General features: G+C 48.8%; 10 protein-coding genes and 1 riboswitch. Of the genes, 7 read left to right on the forward strand and 3 right to left on the reverse strand.

Annotated elements, in window-relative coordinates; genetic code table 11:
• Window positions 1-61 precede the first annotated feature (61 nt).
• On the forward strand, window positions 62-1,291 hold the full coding sequence (serA, locus tag COW15_RS16210; RefSeq protein ID WP_293633737.1) for a phosphoglycerate dehydrogenase: 1,230 nt from the start codon (window positions 62-64) through the stop codon (window positions 1,289-1,291).
• Between the two features lie 137 nt (window positions 1,292-1,428).
• The gene (gene ygfZ / locus COW15_RS16215) at window positions 1,429-2,385 is read left to right on the forward strand and encodes a tRNA-modifying protein YgfZ (protein WP_293633739.1); all 957 of its coding nucleotides are present in this window, start codon (window positions 1,429-1,431) and stop codon (window positions 2,383-2,385) included.
• A gap of 61 nt (window positions 2,386-2,446) precedes the next feature.
• Here the strand turns inward: ygfZ and COW15_RS16220 are convergent, their stop codons facing one another.
• The 3 genes from COW15_RS16220 to COW15_RS16230 form a co-directional block, all read right to left on the reverse strand.
• The gene (locus COW15_RS16220; protein WP_293633741.1) at window positions 2,447-3,463 is read right to left on the reverse strand and encodes a two-component system response regulator; all 1,017 of its coding nucleotides are present in this window, start codon (window positions 3,461-3,463) and stop codon (window positions 2,447-2,449) included.
• A gap of 66 nt (window positions 3,464-3,529) precedes the next feature.
• Window positions 3,530-8,842, reverse strand: a complete 5,313-nt coding sequence (locus COW15_RS16225; RefSeq protein ID WP_293633742.1) for a PAS domain S-box protein — start codon at window positions 8,840-8,842, stop codon at window positions 3,530-3,532.
• Window positions 8,843-8,971: 129 nt separating this feature from the next.
• Entirely contained in the window at window positions 8,972-10,330 is a 1,359-nt protein-coding gene (locus COW15_RS16230; protein WP_293633743.1) for a sodium:alanine symporter family protein, read from the reverse strand.
• Between the two features lie 250 nt (window positions 10,331-10,580).
• Window positions 10,581-10,719: riboswitch (glycine riboswitch) on the reverse strand.
• A 435-nt stretch (window positions 10,720-11,154) separates the two neighbouring features.
• Here COW15_RS16230 and COW15_RS16235 point away from each other — a divergent pair.
• The 5 genes from COW15_RS16235 to COW15_RS16255 all read left to right on the forward strand — a co-directional run bounded on the left by COW15_RS16235 (window position 11,155) and on the right by COW15_RS16255 (window position 17,114).
• Window positions 11,155-11,847, forward strand: coding sequence for an ABC transporter ATP-binding protein (locus COW15_RS16235; RefSeq protein ID WP_293633744.1), 693 nt, complete (start codon window positions 11,155-11,157; stop codon window positions 11,845-11,847).
• On the forward strand, window positions 11,837-14,536 hold the full coding sequence (locus tag COW15_RS16240; protein WP_293633746.1) for an ABC transporter permease: 2,700 nt from the start codon (window positions 11,837-11,839) through the stop codon (window positions 14,534-14,536). Before COW15_RS16235 ends, COW15_RS16240 begins: the two co-directional genes overlap by 11 nt.
• Complete coding sequence (locus tag COW15_RS16245) at window positions 14,536-15,741, forward strand: lipocalin-like domain-containing protein (RefSeq protein ID WP_293633748.1); 1,206 nt, start codon at window positions 14,536-14,538, stop codon at window positions 15,739-15,741. Before COW15_RS16240 ends, COW15_RS16245 begins: the two co-directional genes overlap by 1 nt.
• Before the next feature lie 232 nt (window positions 15,742-15,973).
• Window positions 15,974-16,204: a hypothetical protein gene (locus COW15_RS16250; protein WP_293633750.1), complete on the forward strand. Its 231-nt coding sequence runs from the start codon at window positions 15,974-15,976 to the stop codon at window positions 16,202-16,204.
• Window positions 16,205-16,412: 208 nt separating this feature from the next.
• Entirely contained in the window at window positions 16,413-17,114 is a 702-nt protein-coding gene (locus COW15_RS16255) for a DUF3581 domain-containing protein (RefSeq protein WP_293633752.1), read from the forward strand.
• The last annotated feature ends 155 nt before the right edge of the window (window positions 17,115-17,269 follow it).

A 17,269-nucleotide genomic window follows, 5' to 3' on the forward strand; every position in this document is an offset into this window, starting at 1 on the left:
TGGCGGAAGGCTGTCAGCATATCATAAGAAACATTTCTATTAATTAGAGGGTACCCATATCATGGCGAAACATTCGCTGGACAAGGATAAGATCAAGATCCTGCTGTTGGAAGGCGTCCACCAATCTGCGGTCGATGTACTTGAGCGTGCGGGATACACCAACATCGAATACCACAAAGCCTCATTAGGTGATGAAGCATTGATTGAATCCATCAAGGATGCGCATTTCGTGGGACTTCGTTCGCGTACCCAATTAACTGCCGAAGTGCTAAAACGTGCCGAGAAGTTAATCGCGATTGGCTGCTTCTGTATTGGTACTAACCAAGTTGATCTTGCCACTGCCGAATCCCTGGGTATCCCAGTGTTTAACGCACCATTTTCTAACACTCGCAGTGTTGCCGAGTTAGTGATTGGCGAGATCATTATGCTGATGCGTGGGATCCCTGAGCGTAACGCCATCGCCCACCGCGGCGGCTGGATGAAGACCGCCGCGGGCAGCTACGAAGTACGTGGTAAAACCTTAGGTGTGATTGGCTACGGCCATATCGGTACTCAACTGGGTATTCTGGCTGAGACTTTGGGCATGCGCGTGGTGTTCTTCGATATCGAAGATAAGTTGCCGCTGGGTAATGCCCAGCAAATCCATTCCATGGAACAACTACTCGCGCAGGCTGACGTCGTGAGCTTACACGTACCTGAAACCCCACAAACTAAAGACATGATAGGTGCAGCCGAATTTGCGGCTATGCGTAAGGGCAGTATCTTTATCAATGCCTCACGGGGTACTGTGGTCGATATCGATGCCTTAACGGTCGCCTTAAAAGAGCATCACCTCTCGGGCGCCGCAATTGATGTATTCCCCGTAGAGCCGCAATCGAATGACGATGAATTTATCAGCCCACTGCGCGGCTTAGATAATGTGCTGCTGACACCGCATGTGGGTGGTAGTACTGCTGAAGCCCAAGAAAACATTGGTATCGAAGTCGCAGGCAAGTTAGCTAAATATTCAGACAACGGTTCGACCGTATCAGCGGTTAACTTCCCTGAAGTATCACTGCCTATGCATAAAGGTACCTCTCGCTTACTGCATATTCACCAAAACCGCCCAGGCGTGCTGATCAAAATTAACCAAGCCTTCTCGGAAAAAGGCATCAACATTGCCGCACAATATCTGCAAACCACCGCAGAGATTGGTTATGTGGTGATGGAAGTCGACACTCATCAAGCAGAAGAGGCCTTGGTAGAGTTGAAGGCCATTGAAGGCACATTGCGTACCCGCGTGCTTTTCTAACGCGTAACCTCGCTCGCAACTAGGTTCACCTAAGGCGCACATTTCATTCTAAGATATGTGCGCCTTATGCTTTTGAGCCAACTGGAATTCCGTTACAATCTAGCCTCTCACATCGTCTTCATTTTCAGGATCTCGCTATGACTATTTCAGTTTCTACACCCCATTGGGATCTGGACGCTTCTTTGCCTCCACTCATACTTGCCAACCTATCCCATATGGGCCTTATCAGAGTGGTTGGGGAACAGGGCCGCAGTTTTATCCATGGCCAAGTGACCACAGATATCAGCTCATTAGCCGCTGACCAATGGCGCTGGGGCGCCCATTGCGACCCTAAGGGTAAAATGCTGGCCAGTTTCAGAACCTTTGCCATCCAAGATGCACTCTTTATGCTGATGCCAAGGGATGCCATCGAAGTCGATTTACCCCAGTTACAAAAATATGCCGTATTTAGCAAGGCGACCTTAAGTAATGCATCCGCTGAATGGACTCTGCTCGGTGTTGCTGGCGAACAGGCAAGCCAATTTGTAAGCGAGCATTTTGGTGAGGTGACCCAAGAGCTGACCTTGGTGGAGCAGGGGGCGATATTAAAAGACGCTGATCGTTTTATCTTAGTATTAACCCCAGAAGCCGCAAACGCCCTCGTTGCCGAACACACAGTATTTGATGCCAGTGCTTGGCAGGCGTTAGAAATCGTCGCGGGCTATCCAAATATTACCGCTAGCCATGCCAGCCAATACGTACCACAGATGTGCAATCTACAAGCGGTCAACGGTATTAGCTTCAACAAGGGCTGTTACATGGGGCAAGAAACCATAGCGCGGATGAAGTATCGCGGTGGTAATAAACGCGCCCTGTATATCTTGCGTGGCCATACTGATCAGCAAATCAGCCTAGAGTCGGGCCTTGAAATCGCGATGGAAGAGGGTTTTCGCCGTGGCGGCCAGATTATCGAATTTGTACAACGTGGCAACCAAGTCCTATTGACCGCAGTGCTCGCCAACGACACAGAGAATACCGCTAAGTTGCGTTTTGCCGATGATGAAGAGTCCAGCTTAACAATCCAAGCCTTACCCTATTCATTAGATGAAGCCTAATGCTTTAAGATGCGCATTATCCCCATAATAAAGGCGCCAACGGCGCCTTTATTATGGGGTGTTAGTGTTCAAGATAAGTATTTCTAATTGCGATCACCTCTGGCAAGATTTGCTTAAACTCCTCCACCAACTTAGGGTCAAAATGCAGCCCTGCTTGGCTTTCAAGCAATTCCATTGTCGCTTCGATCGTCCAAGGTTGTTTGTAGGGCCGCTGGGATGTGAGCGCATCAAACACATCCGCGATAGCGATGATACGTCCCTCAATGGGGATCTCCTCCCCCACTAACCCATCGGGATAACCTGAACCATCCCACTTTTCATGGTGCGTCAAGGCGATACGGCGGGCCATTTGTAATAAGGGATCGCTGTGCTCACCGATGATTTCAGCACCTATGGCCGCATGTTGCTGCATAATTTTCCATTCTTCCCCATCCAGCTTACCGGGCTTTTTAAGCACCGCATCTGGGGTGCCGATTTTGCCAATATCGTGCATCGGCGCCGCATTATAAAGTATGTCGCAGAAGGTGCTCGGCAGGCCCAGTTTGATGGCGAGTAAACGTGCATAGTGACTCATGCGTACCACATGTAGACCTGTCTCGTTATCTTTATACTCGGCGGCGCGACCTAAACGGCGAATAATCTCGAATCGAGTATCCTCCAGCTCCTGGGTGCGTTCTTTTACCTGTTGTTCAAGAAGACGTTTTTGATCGTACAGTGCAAGATGGGTTTTCACCCTTGCCTTCACTATTGGAGCACTCACAGGCTTAGTGATGTAGTCCACTGCGCCCAATGCAAAGCCTTGGGTTTCGTCAGCTGTCTCGGATAGGGCGGTCACAAAAATCACTGGTATATGGCAGGTCAGCGGCTCCTGTTTCAACCGTTTGCACACCTCGTAGCCATTCATTCCCGGCATCATGACATCGAGTAATATCAGATCCGGCTGTGCTTTTGCCACCAACGCCAACGCCCTTGGCCCATCGATAGCTACTTTGACTTTATAGTCGTCCCCGAGTATTCCCACTAAGATATCGATGTTCTCAGGGGTATCATCGACGACTAAGATCGTTGCCTTTTCCATGTTCAACTTCACCTCACTCTACGTTCCTATCAAGACCCATGTGCTGCAGGCTTCATCCGTAAACAGCTACTCTAATTCAGCGATAACCTCATCAATCAAATCGACCGCTTCATCGAACTGATATTGATTGATCATAGTCAGTGCTGGGCTTAATTGCCGCCATAACTGGGTACTCACTTGGGGCTTTAATGCATCAATTTGCACTACGGCCTGCGCATCCGCATCCTCTAAACTCTGGCGCAATCGTTTTAGCGCCGCGATCAAAGACGCTTGAGGTAAGAGATCCGTTTCGCCCGTTGCCGTATCTTGAGACTCAGAATCTGACTTCACTTTCTCTATGGCCTCACAAATCGATGCCACGAGTACTTGAATTTGCTCAAGCTCGGCCTGATATGGGCTAGCTTCACTCAGATGCAATTCTAATTGACGGGCAAGATCGGCTAATTTAGTCGAACTTAAATTGCCGGCTAATCCTTTAAGGGTATGGGCAATCCTAACGGCCTCTTCGGGTTTATTGGCGGCAATTGCCCTGTTAATCGCCTCGACGACATGACGTTGCCCGCTCAAAAATCGTTCAAAAATCCGTTGATACAAACGACTGGAGTTTTGTACTAACTGTAATCCCCTATCGATATCCAATTCGGGATGCTCTGGCCACTTCACTACTGATGCTAAGTCGGTATTGATGGCTTTAGCTTCGCCTCCCTGTACTTGGGTATCAGCGATAACGGCGGGGCTATCCACCGCCAGATACTTAAGCAGAGTCTGGTAGAGAATGTTCACTTCGATAGGTTTGGCGATATGATCGTTCATTCCAGAACGAATGCACATTTCCCTGTCACCCGCCATCGCGTTTGCCGTCATAGCAATCACGGGCAGTTTGGCCAGTTCAGGGCGTTGTCTCAATGCCTTAGTAGCCTGATAACCGTCCATAACGGGCATTTGGCAGTCCATCAGCACTAAATCAAAACTCTGCTGTGCTAATTTGTCTAAGGCAATTTGACCATTGGTTGCTATGGATAAAATAATCCCGACCTGTTCCAAGAACTCAGTCGCCACCTCGAGATTCATCTCATTATCTTCGACCAAGAGGATACGCTTACCCTTAAGCGGCAATAGGATATGAGGATCGAGCGCCTCATTGTGCCGCCTGACTGGCAGAATTCCAGCACGACCGAGTGCGTTCATAATGCCATCGAGCAGTCGTGAGGCGCTAATAGGCTTGCTGATATATCCCGCTAAACCAAGCTGCTCTATCTGGGTTAAAAACTCTTGATTCGCATGGGCTGAAACCATCAAGATCCGAGGCGGTGTTTTTGGCTGTTGTAGGATTTGCCGAGCCGTATCTAAACCATCTAAATGCGGCATTTTCCAGTCGATTAACGCCACCGCATAGTCCTGTTGAGCACAGCGATTAACGGCTTCTTCCCCCGAGCGCACTGTGTCCACCAAAAAGCCCATCCCCTCGAGGGTGGTACGCATTATGTCCCTTGCGGTGGCATTATCGTCGACCACCAGCACAGACATACCTTCAAGCTCTTGACCTACAGCTAATTTTTGACCGCTCGAGATTTGTAATTTCACCGTGAAGTAGAAGGTGCTGCCATGTCCAAACTGACTCTCAATCCCAATACTGCCTCCCATCAACTCGACTAACTGCTTGCAGATGGCCAAACCTAGGCCCGTACCACCGTATTTACGCGTAGTGGAAGTATCCGCTTGGGTAAAAGATTGAAATAATTTTGCTTGCTGCTCAGCGGTTAAACCTATCCCGCTATCCCGTACACTAAAGCGCAGGGTCACATCGTCGTTTTGCTGCTCGACTAAGTTTAACGACAGCAACACTTCGCCACGCTCAGTAAACTTAATGGCATTACTCATCAAGTTAATCAGTACTTGACCTAAACGTAGTGAGTCACCAAAGAGGTGCCGTGGCACATTGGGGGCGACGGCAAACAACAACTCCAGCTGCTTATTGGCAGCTTTTTCGGAAAACATATCACTGAGATCCTCCAGCATAGTGTCGAGCTGGAATGGCACAGATTCTATATCGAGCTTACCCGCTTCTATCTTAGAGAAATCCAGAATATCATTGATAATCGACAATAAAGATTTCGAAGCCCGCTCGATTTTTTCCACATAATTTTTCTGTTTTTTATCTAATTCGGTCTGCAAGCAAAGCTGGGACATGCCAATAATGGCATTCATGGGTGTGCGAATTTCGTGGGACATATTGGCAAGGAAATCCCCCTTCGCCTTACTCGCCGCATCGGCCTCCTCCTTAGCGATAAGTAATTCGTCCGACAGCAATTTAAGCTCAGTCATATCGACCATGCTCATGACCGCAGAACCAAACTGGCCCTGACGATCCAAGAGTGCCGACACATTGACCGTCATCCATAAAGGTTTACCCGAGGGATGAATAAAACGGCGTTCACCACGGTAATGATCTATCTTGCCCTCTGCCAACGTCTTAAACTGAGCCTTAGCAATCTCTTTGTCCTGTGGATCCAACACCTCGAAAATAGGCGTATTACGCAACTCATCTCGGCTTTGGCCTATATCCTCACAGAATTGATCATTGCAATCGAGGATCACGCCTTTAGCATTCACGTTTACTATGCCAATGGTCGCCCCATCGAACAGCGCCTTAAAGTGCGCCTCACTGACAGCAAGCTCTTCTTCAATCGTTTTACGCTCGGTAATGTCCATCAAATAACCATTCCAGATGATGGTTCCATCATCTGTCATATGGCCGCTAGCCCCCGCTTCCATCCAACGGGTACTGCCATTAGGGTGACGATAGCGAAACTCACGTAACCATTGCAGCTTATCGTCACTCTTTCCCGCCAGTGCCCGCACAACATCGGGACGCTCTTCATCAAAGATCCGCTCGGCGATAATATCGAAGTCATTCATCAAATCATCGCGATGCAGCCCCAACATATGGATAGCGGCGGCGGACAGAAAGGTAAATGCGCGGTCCGACGGCGAACTCCACCGCAGTTGGTACACAGTGCAAGGAATAGACTCAGTGATGTTGGTCAGTTGCTGACGCGATGCTTCGAGTTCGACTAAGGCGAGTTTACTCTCGGTAATATCATCGATACTGCCGTCAAACCAAAGGGGAAAGCCGTCTTCGGTATAACTCGCCTTACCTTTCTCATGCACCCAACGGATGCTGCCATCGCGGTGGCGAATACGGTATTCCACCTCGAAGGTTTCCTGTTGTGCCAGCGCCCTGTCGATATGGCTATGGCATAGGGCAAGATCTTCCTCCAAAATCAGCGAAGCAAAGCTGCGTTGGCGATTCTCAATAAATTGATTTGCAGCGTAACCGGTAATCTCGGCGATATTGTCGCTGATATATTCCATGACCCATACATCCCCGATACGAGTCCGATAAACGGCGCCGGGAATATTAGCCACTAGCCCACGAAAACGCTGTTCGCTATCACGGATCTTCTGCTCAACGGCCAGTTTTTGTGTCATATCGCGTATTGAAGCCGCGACTTGCCTTTGTCCATCAAAGGCGGTGGGAAGAATACTCAGCGCGATTTCCGCAATAAATTCATTACCATCGGCCTTTAGCGCCCGCACATGACGGGCATTTGCCATACTTCTATCACGGCCTTCGCGCAGGAAGGTTTGCCGCTCAAGTACATGCCCGTTTCCTAACTCTTGCGGCAATAACGCCTCAACCTGCAAGCCCAGCATAGCGCCCGTTTCGTATCCAAAGAGCTGCTGACAGCGACTGTTAGTGAACACGATTTGCCCTAGCTCATCGACAATTAGCATGGCCTCGGGTGCGGCTTCTAGTACGGCATTTGACCAGACCGCCGCCGAAAACTGCTCTGTCACATCGGTAAATAACATCTCCACCGACATTAACTCATCGGTGTCAGACATTAATGGCTGCATAAACACATCGAGCCTTCTTAAATGCCCTCGATCATCCAGCATTTCCACTTGATGCGAAGGCACATTTTGGCCTTTCAATGCTAAATCGGTGTATTGCCAGTTTTGCTCATTGAGGGGATTGGCGGAAAAAAGTCGTTGGTACTTACGCTTAAGTAAGTCCGGTGTAATACCCAGCACCTTAGTCACGCCTTCGCTTACTTGCGCCAGTTGGCCATCGGGATCGAGGGAACAATAGAAAGACTTATCGCTCATGCCATCGATCAGACGAGCAAAACGATTACCACGGGAATCGAGTATTGTCTGTTCGCGTTCGGCGAGTAATTCCGCCATTTGGTTAAAGGTGCGACTCAAAGTCACTATTTCACTGACGGCGCCAGAGGGAATAACAAGCTGCTGCGCTTTACCTTGTCCAAAGGCCAAGATACCGGATTCAAGCAACTCTAATGGGCGGGTCAGGCGTTTGGCAGCAATATAACAGGTCAATAAAAGTAACAGCGTTAACAGGCTGAGGTTAAGAATGATAGAGGCGATATTATCGTGCAGGGAGGTAAATAATTCCTGCTGCGGCACCATAACGAGCACATGCCATTGAAGCTTAGGCACAGTAGCCAGACTGGCAAGGTAGACTATGCCTTTGTCATCAATAAAGCTTGCTTGCCCATTGAGGCTTTTTTCCAGCAGTGTCCAAAACTCTTTATTTTCCTTAGCGTTCTTATCGAGCCAGCGAGCCGATGTGGCCTCAAGGATTTTATCCTTATCCATATGGAAAACCAGTCGATTTTGCTCGTCGAATACCACAAGTCTCTCGGGTGCAATCCCTAACTGGTTGGGCAGATGATCTAGGGCTAAATCGACCGTTACGACCCCAGAATAATCCTCTGCATTCCCGAAGGGGGTCGAGTAAGTTACCATCAGGGTATTTCCTGCACCCTCATCGAAATACGCCTTTGACCAGTGGCCCGCCGTTTGATTGATGGCATCGTTCCACCAGTCCCAAGTGCCATCGGTATAATCGTAACCCTCGGCGCCAATATCGAGATAATGCAGCTCACTGCTATCACTGGTGTCGCGGTAAACATAGGGAGCAAAGAGTTTTCGGTTAGAAAAAGTATTAGGTTTAAACGCGACGGCAGTTCCGAAGAAATCAGGGTTATGCTCCAATCGTTTCATCAATACCTGTTTTAATCTTTCAGCATCGTTAATTTCATCTTTACTCGATAAAAACCCAATAAAATCAGACAAACTCTGAGTGTTGGCTTGAGCGTGCTCCAGCAGAAACTGCAGGCGATAAGCTAAATGATCCGCTTCCTGCTTCAGATTTCCGTAGAGGTGCCTTTCAGCTGAAACATAATTAAACCAAGCGCTTACACCATATACCGCCGTCATGATTAAAATCAAAGGCAAGGCAATATGCGATAAGATTTTGCTGCGAAAGGTACGAAGTTTACTTCTGTCCATGGCGTCGCCCTAAAGTCCTCGATTTTATATGCACTATTTTTTAAATAGTGCATATAAAGTAAACGAAGAATCCAGTGACGACAATGTCAAAGTTAAAATAATGTGTAGTAATTTATTGTTTTAACAACACTAATAAGCCGTCTCTAAGGTTTGATTCGGTAACAGACGGGCAAAATAGCTTTGGGTTTCGGCAATAATGATATGCCTCAAACCCACAATCGCGATCAAGTTTGGAATCGCCATCAAGCCATTAACCGTGTCCGCAAGCAGCCAAATCATATCGAGCTTAATAAAAGCGCCACCCGCGATCAACACCAAAAACACCACTTGATACAAGCGTAAACCGCGCTCGCCGACTAAGTAGTACCAACAGCGCTCGCCGTAATAATGCCAGCCTAGAATCGTCGTGAATGCAAAACACACCAGCGCAATGGTCACCAGATACTGGCCCACAACCGCAGAACCACCGAGGGCGAACGCCGCACTCGTCATCGCCGCGCCCGCGGTTTCACCACTCCATACTCCTGTGATGATCAGCACTAAGCCCGTCATAGTACAGATGATAATGGTATCGAAGAAGGTGCCCGTCATGCTGACCAAACCTTGCTCAACGGGTTCATTGGTCTTAGCGGCGGCCGCGGCAATGGGTGCGCTACCCAGGCCAGACTCATTGGAGAACACCCCGCGGGCGATACCGATTTGAATCGCCTGGGCAACCGTCGCACCTAAAAAACCTCCCACTGCCGAGAGTGGCGTAAAGGCCGATTCAATCACTAGACCCAAGGCGGGTAAAATTTGCTCAAAAAATCCCACTAAGATCCATGCACAGGCCAGCACATAACCAATCGACATGGCAGGCACGAGCTTTTGCGCCACATTCGAAATGCGCTTAACGCCACCCAGAGTGACGGCGGCAACGAGCACTGTTAACACGGTCGCGGTCAACCAAGTCGGCACCTCAAAGGCAATCGTCAGCGCATCGCTGATGGCGTTAACCTGCGCAAAAGTACCAATACCGAAAAAGGCCACACCAACCCCGAAGAGAGCGAACAATTTCGCCATCCAAGGCAGACCTAAGCCGCGCTCGATATAGTACATAGGGCCACCGGCAATCTGCCCGCGGGCATCGGTGGTGCGGTATTTTACCGCGAGCATACACTCGGCATATTTAGTCGCCATACCGAAAAACGCCGCCAACCACATCCAAAATAACGCCCCAGGGCCACCCATTTTGATCGCGGTCGCCACGCCGACAATATTGCCCGTACCTATGGTGGCGGACAGCGCAGTACAGAGCGCGACGAAGGAAGATAAATCCCCATGACCTTTTGCCGGTTTGAATAGCAATCCCAGCGCCATAGGCAGACGGATAACTTGGATAAGCTTGAGACGCGCGGTGAGATAAATCCCTGTGCCCACCAGCAAACAGAGGGTGATTGGGCCCCAGACGATGCCATTGATGCTGGCAAGTAAAGCTTGAAAACTCATGATATTCCTCGAATATTAAACAACAAAATTAATAAACGGAGGAGGAAAAGAAATGGCTGTGACGCGCCGCAGTCGGACGCGATGACAAACTATTTCTAGCCTGTTCTCGACTGAGACTCGCCCAAGCTGAACGCGAAATACGTAGCAAGCGAATACTCTATACGAGTGCTTTCGATAGATGCAAAAGTGCGCCATCTTAAGCAAAGGGTAAAAATAGCCCACGACGACAAACGACAGGGACTGTGCAGTCATCCTCTCCTCTGTCCTTTTGCCTGAGCGTTTCGCGTCGCTTCAATAACACCACGACACTTTCGCCTTCGGCGCCACCTGATCACACTTTAAGTTAAATTAAGTTAAGTGCAATTGGCAGTCTCTCCAGAGGCTCGTCCAGTAACAGTCCACGCCTTACGGCACCTGAAAGAGTGCTTTGTTTTTATGGGAAGATTCGATTCAATAAAACCGTCGCTTCACTAAAACCAAAGTTGCCTCGTCGGTGTGAGGTTAAATCCCCACTCTCCTGCTACCTTCATCCGAACGGATTGCTAGCTTGAGACTGACTCCCAAGCTAACAGGACGCACAGAATGCAATAAACGCGGCGTCAGCTCAAGCCGTTTGCTCACAGTTCATGAAGGATTTCATTCAATTGATGTTTTTTGCAACAGATGCTGGGCTGTGTTTTGCTATCTCCTTAATGATCCCATTCGGAATGAAATCAGTATCTCTATGAATAAAAAATGCTTTATCTTAGGCATTCGGTGACAGCCACTCAATTTGGCTTAGTCAACATGCCACTAGTTACCAATGGATATAAAGGAGTTGCTCAATGGTCGACGTCGCCACACTAAATCCTGTCGCTAAGCTTAACCAAGTCAGCAAGGGCTTTCGCGATGGCGAGCAATATCATCGAGTGCTGCAAACGGTCGATCTGCAGATCCATAGGGGCGAAACCGTCGCGCTCACGGGTCCCAGCGGCAGCGGTAAGAGCACCTTGCTCAATCTCATTGCCGGTTTTGAAATGCCAGACTCGGGCGAAATCCTACTAGAACAAGCATCCACCTCAACTTGGCAAGATAAAGAGTGGAGCCGTTTCAGGCGCAATGCCTTAGGCGTCGTGTTCCAGCAATTTAACTTACTCACGCCACTCAACGTGAAAGACAATATCGCCTTCTCCTTAAGTTTAACCGCGCAGCCGTGGTCAGCTTGGTGTGACTATCTGGTTGAAAAACTTGGGCTGATGCCACTACTTCACCGCCCAGTTGAAGCCCTGTCCGGCGGTCAACAACAGCGGGTTGCCATCGCCCGCGCCTTGGCCCATAAACCGACCTTACTGCTGGCCGACGAACCTACGGGTAATTTAGATGATGTGTCGGGTAAGCAAGTCATGGCATTACTGTGCGAACTGGCAAGGGAAAGCCAAACCAGTATCTTGATGGTCACCCACAGCGAAGAATGCGCTGCCTTTATGCAAAAACGTTGGCACTTATCCCAAGGTGCAGTCGCTATCTATGAACAATAAACCGCTCACTAAGGCGACACCCACAACGCTTAAACAAACAGAACTTAAGCCAACAGAACTGAAGCAGACGGGACTTAAACAAACTGGGCATAAGTTAACTTGGCTGAGGCTGGCGTGGCTTAGGTTAACGTGGATCAGCCTAAAGGTGTTTATCGCCCATTATCGCCATGCGCCCATACAAGCAGGTGCCATCCTGCTCGGTATCGCCTTGGCCGTGACGCTACTGATTGGGGTTAAAGCGACCAACGACAATGCCGTGCGCAGTTATAGCGATGCCACTGAGCTTTTGAGCCAGCGCGCCGATGTGTTACTCACGCCGCCCCTTGGACAAAACACCTTAGATGAATCTGTCTATTTCGCCTTAAGACGAGCCGGATTGAGTCAGAGTCTCGCCGTGGTGAATGGCAAAATCTCCGGTAAGAATGGTCAGTTTTGGCAACTGGAAGGCAGCGATCTGATTGCCGCATTAACGCTACAAAAATCGAGACATAGCGATTCGAGTAACACGCAGTCAGCCACCTCGCCGCAGATGAAAGACCTGCCGCTTGCGGATCTGCTCAGCGGTGCAGCCACAGTAATAATGAGCCGCAGCCTAGCCGCCAAAGTGGCACCTGACGGTAAACTTGTTTTAGAAAATAGCACCTTAGATGTTATTGCAATTGATGACAGTTTTGGCCTCGGCAGCGCCATCTTGGCCGATATTTCCCTCGCCCAGCAATTGCTGAATATGCAGGGTCGATTAAGCTATATCGCCATATTCAGCGAGCGGGAAAACTTACCTAAGCTAAAATCCCAACTCGGCACTCTGGGTATCACGCCGCAAAAGGCCAGCTTTAGTCAGCAGGATCAAGGTCAAGCGCTAATAGCGTTGACCCGCAGTTTTCACCTTAATCTCAATGCCATGAGCATGTTAGCCTTCGTTGTCGGCCTCTTTATCGCCTATAACGGTGTGCGTTACAGCCTGATGAAACGGCAAAAACTGTTAGTGCAATTATTACAACAGGGAATCGAGCGCCGCGCCTTGATGACAGCGCTGATGTTCGAATTAATCTTGCTGGTGATCATAGGCTCAAGTCTGGGCTTTATCAGTGGTTTACAACTCAGCCACTGGCTGCAACCTATGGTTGCCATGACCCTAGAGCAAATGTATGGCGCCCACTTGCTCCCCGGAATTTGGCAATGGACTTGGCTTTTTGAGGCGATAGCTCTCACCTTAATCGCCGCGCTCGGGGCTTGCTTGCCCTTGTATTTAGATCTTACCCGCCAAGCATTGGCCCAAGGGGCGAATCGTTATCAGCAAATGCAGGCGCACCGCAAAACCCATAATATTCAATTTGCCTTAGCCTGCGGCTTATTGGCCTTAGCGGCGCTGCTGTTTCCCTTCAGCCAAAGCTATAACATCAGCCTAGTGTTGCTCGGTATCGTCGCCATCGCGATTCCCTTGTTGTTGCCGCAATTATTGCATTGGGGCGTCAGTGCCTTAATGCCCTTGGCGCGTCCCGGACTTTGGCAATATCTGCTCGCCGAAACCCGCGAGCTTATCGCACCACTCTCCCTCGCTATGATGGCGATCTTACTGGCACTCAGTGCCAATGTGTCGATGAACACCCTAGTGGGGAGCTTCGAGCAAACCCTGCGCACTTGGCTAGAAACCCGCTTGCATGCCGATCTCTATATTCGCCCACCGAGCCAGCGCATCGACACGATTCAAACCCAGCTGATGCAGGATCCGAGAGTCAGCGGTCTTTATCAGCAGTGGCAGATTGAAGCCCAGCTTTCACTCCCAGCATCGACGGATAATCCGAGCGAACAGGCGATTCCAATAAGCCTACTCAGCCGTGATGACTATTCGATTCGCCACACCAGTGTACTGAAGGAAAGCCTGCCTACTCTGTGGCAATCCTACTTTAATGCGCCCGTTATCTTAGTGAGCGAACCCCTCGCCATCAAATATCAATTGCAACTTGGCGATAGCGTGTCCTTGGATGTGCTAGAAAAAACGGGTAACAACCAAGCTATCATCGGTGGCATTTATTATGACCACGGCAATACCCGCAACGAGGTGATTATCAGTCAACCGCTATGGCAACAAGCACAATTACCTGTGCTGCCAGTCAGCTTGGCGGCGAGTTTTCATGGTGACGCGCAGGGCAGCAAGATAAGTGAAGCACAGCTCGATGAACTGCAAATCCAACTGGCAAGCGAATTAGGTTTATCCCAAGCGCAAATCTACAGCCAAACTAAGATTAAAACCCAAGCTATCGCCATGTTTAAGCGGACTTTTTCGATTACCTTAGTGTTAAATAGTTTGACGCTGATTGTCGCCGCGATTGGCCTCTTTAGTGCCTGTTTAATGTTGACTCAGGCAAGGCAGGCGCCACTGGCACGGCTGTATTCCCTAGGTGTGAGTCGTAATGCGCTGCGCGGCATGGTGTTTATGCAGATGCTGATTGTGGTGCTGATCACTTGCCTGCTCGCTATGCCAACGGGCGCGCTGCTAGGTTACCTGCTCATCAACAAGATCACCTTGCAAGCCTTTGGCTGGACGATAAAAATGATTTGGGATTGGCAAGCTTACGGTAATGCCATACTGATTGCCTTAATCACCTGCACCTTAGCCGTGCTTTTGCCGCTATATTGGCAAACCCGTAAACCTCTGGTCGCCAGTCTGCAGCAGGAGACACTGTGATGAAAACATTCAATCTGAACAGTATTATGTGGGCAGTGGTGGGCTTAATGCTTCTCGGCGGCTGCGATAAAACGCCATCGACCCAAAATACTCAATCCAAATCTATGGCTAATGTGGTGGGGAAAACCTCTACTAATCAAGATGATTTGGCCTTTGCCCCTGTTGTTCCCGGTTATCGATTTACATTCCCACGGGATCACTTAGCGCACAATCACTTTCGTCAAGAATGGTGGTATCTGACCGCCAATTTAACCACAGAAACAGGTGAGCAACTCGGCGCCCAGTGGACGCAGTTTAGAGTTGCCCTTAATCCCACAGATTTGCAAACAATAGTTCCGCAAACAACTGCTGCAACGCCCAAAAGTGAATCCAGTTGGGCGACTCAGCAGCTTTATTTGGCCCACAGCGCATTAACCTCGAGTAATGCTCACCTCGCCCACGAAAAATGGTCGCGCCGCCATAGCGAGTTTGCCGAGGTTAAGTTAAACCCCTATCAAATCCGCCTCGATAACTGGCGCTGGCAGAGCGAAACCAATGCCCTCTTTCCCGCCACCTTAACGGTGGAGAACCCTGATTTTAGCTACCGGCTTAAGCTGAATAGCCAAGCGCCACTTCAATACCAAGGCGTTAACGGCTATAGCCTTAAAAGTCGCGATGGCCAAGTGGCCTCCTACTATTACAGCCAACCCTTTATTGAAATCTCAGGTGAAATCAACCGTAATGGCAAAGTGGAGCGAGTCACAGGCCAAGGCTGGCTCGACAGGGAATGGAGTTCGCAATTTCTCACTAAAACGCAACAGGGGTGGGATTGGTTCGCCCTCAGGTTAAACGATAGCTCGACGCTGATGTTATTTCAGTTACGGGATCAGTCGCCAGCAGAGTCCACAAAGAATACGCCTATCTCGGCCTTTTATAGCGCCAGAAGAATGTTTGCCGATGGCACGGGGCGTAATATCAGTTCCACTGGCAATTTCCATGACAAGCCCAATGGCATTCAGATGATGCCTCTTAAATGGCAACACACAGTCAATGGCGACTATCCCGTCAGCTGGCAAGTTAAGATCCCCAGCGAGAATATCGATCTCACTATCACCCCGCTCAATCCAAATAGCGCCATGCCATTATCGACGCCCTACTGGGAAGGCCCAGTGCAACTCTCTGGCAGCCATACTGGTACGGGTTATATGGAGCTAACTGGATATTAATGTCTGCTATCAAATACATTTTACCCATTCGCGCTCGACTAATAAGATGTCTGTATTGTGAGTGTTATCCGTAAAACCAACTGGCAAGGTATTGGAGAGGGAAATGCTTAGCCAAACCTAGTGACTTTTGTCACTGGTGGATTAACCTTAACTTAAGCATACTTATTTCCATGCTCTGATTGTCATTCAGACTCAGCGATAACAACGACCTAATAAATAAAGGAACCCTATTATGAATCCAGGAACGCTTGCCTTACTTATTCCCATACTCGCCATTGTCGGTGGCTATATAGTGGCAATTATGAAAATTCGTGAGAAGCAAAGCATCGCAAATAGTGCGCAAGCCGTAGAAAACCAAGTATTAAGGGCCGAGTTAGAAAACCTACGTCGTCGAGTTGAAGTGCTAGAACAATTAGTGACGGACGATGGTTTTCAATTGAAGCGTGAATTCAATAGGGTTTAGAAACGCCCCTTGCGGCACTGCCTAGTGGTGATATGAAGGGGAATAAACGGAACCTATACCCGATTAGCTTTACAAATATCACCATAATGTTACTTTGTACGGCCTCCTTGTGCTCAAGTCATCGGGTGAGTTAAATACCTAAATTAAGGTAGACTCGTGATAAAATTGTTATCACCCCTTATATTGAGCCATTCAAAATAGAGTTTATATGTTTCTAGCGCCTTATTTTTCCAAGCAAAATCAAGCTATTTCCGTTTCAGCCCAACAAGCCAGTGACTTCGCGAAGAAAATTGCGCAGGACTTTAATCCCATTCACGACGTAGGCGCTAAGCGTTTTTGTGTTCCGGGTGATTTGTTGTTTGCCTTAGTGTTAACCCAGTATGGCTTAAGCCAAAGCATGAAATTTAGCTTTGCGGGCATGGTAGGGGATGGTGTCGAGCTACAATTCCCAGAACAAGTGAATGGGCATTTTTCGATTTGTGATAGCCGAGAGAAAACCTATCTCAATGTGACCCGACAAGGTGATGTCAGCTGCTGCGATGCGCAGACCGAATCCTTTATCCGCAGTTATGTGGCGTTTTCTGGGCACAACTTTATCGATATCTTGATCCCCCTGATGAAACAACATCAAGTGATGATCAATCCAGAACGTCCCTTAGTGATTTACGAAAGCATGTCCTTCGACCTCAGCACCCTCGATTTTGTAGAAGTCACCCTCTCCCTCGTAGGCCAAGATCTGCAGATCGATGGCAAACGTGGTGATGTGACTCTGCACTTTGAATTGCACAGTGGTGATACCTTAGTAGGTACAGGCATTAAGACATTAGTGATGAGCGGCCTACGCCCCTATGATGAGGTTCTGGCTCAGCAAATGTGTGCAACCTATGAAGGTCGTAAGACTGAATTCTAATTGCGCAGGATTAAGCTAGGTTCTTTCAGCAAGACTCTTCCAGTAAGTTACTTTTAATAACTCACTTCCGATCAAAAACAACCCATAAAAATGCCATTCGCCCTTAAGCGAATGGCATAACATCAATATTGGTTTACTTCTATCAATGTCCTAGG

Origin of the sequence: Shewanella sp. CG12_big_fil_rev_8_21_14_0_65_47_15 (assembly GCF_002783505.1) — a bacterium.
GTDB lineage: Bacteria > Pseudomonadota > Gammaproteobacteria > Enterobacterales > Shewanellaceae > Shewanella.

Coding starts and splice junctions, on each gene's coding strand:
- ygfZ (WP_293633739.1), top strand. CDS start 1,429: ATGACTATTTCAGTTTCTACACCCCATTGGGATCTGGACGCTTCTTTG.
- COW15_RS16255 (WP_293633752.1), top strand. CDS start 16,413: ATGTTTCTAGCGCCTTATTTTTCCAAGCAAAATCAAGCTATTTCCGTT.
- COW15_RS16230 (WP_293633743.1), bottom strand. CDS start 10,330: ATGAGTTTTCAAGCTTTACTTGCCAGCATCAATGGCATCGTCTGGGGC.
- COW15_RS16240 (WP_293633746.1), top strand. CDS start 11,837: ATGAACAATAAACCGCTCACTAAGGCGACACCCACAACGCTTAAACAA.
- COW15_RS16235 (WP_293633744.1), top strand. CDS start 11,155: ATGGTCGACGTCGCCACACTAAATCCTGTCGCTAAGCTTAACCAAGTC.
- serA (WP_293633737.1), top strand. CDS start 62: ATGGCGAAACATTCGCTGGACAAGGATAAGATCAAGATCCTGCTGTTG.
- COW15_RS16225 (WP_293633742.1), bottom strand. CDS start 8,842: ATGGACAGAAGTAAACTTCGTACCTTTCGCAGCAAAATCTTATCGCAT.
- COW15_RS16250 (WP_293633750.1), top strand. CDS start 15,974: ATGAATCCAGGAACGCTTGCCTTACTTATTCCCATACTCGCCATTGTC.
- COW15_RS16220 (WP_293633741.1), bottom strand. CDS start 3,463: ATGGAAAAGGCAACGATCTTAGTCGTCGATGATACCCCTGAGAACATC.
- COW15_RS16245 (WP_293633748.1), top strand. CDS start 14,536: ATGAAAACATTCAATCTGAACAGTATTATGTGGGCAGTGGTGGGCTTA.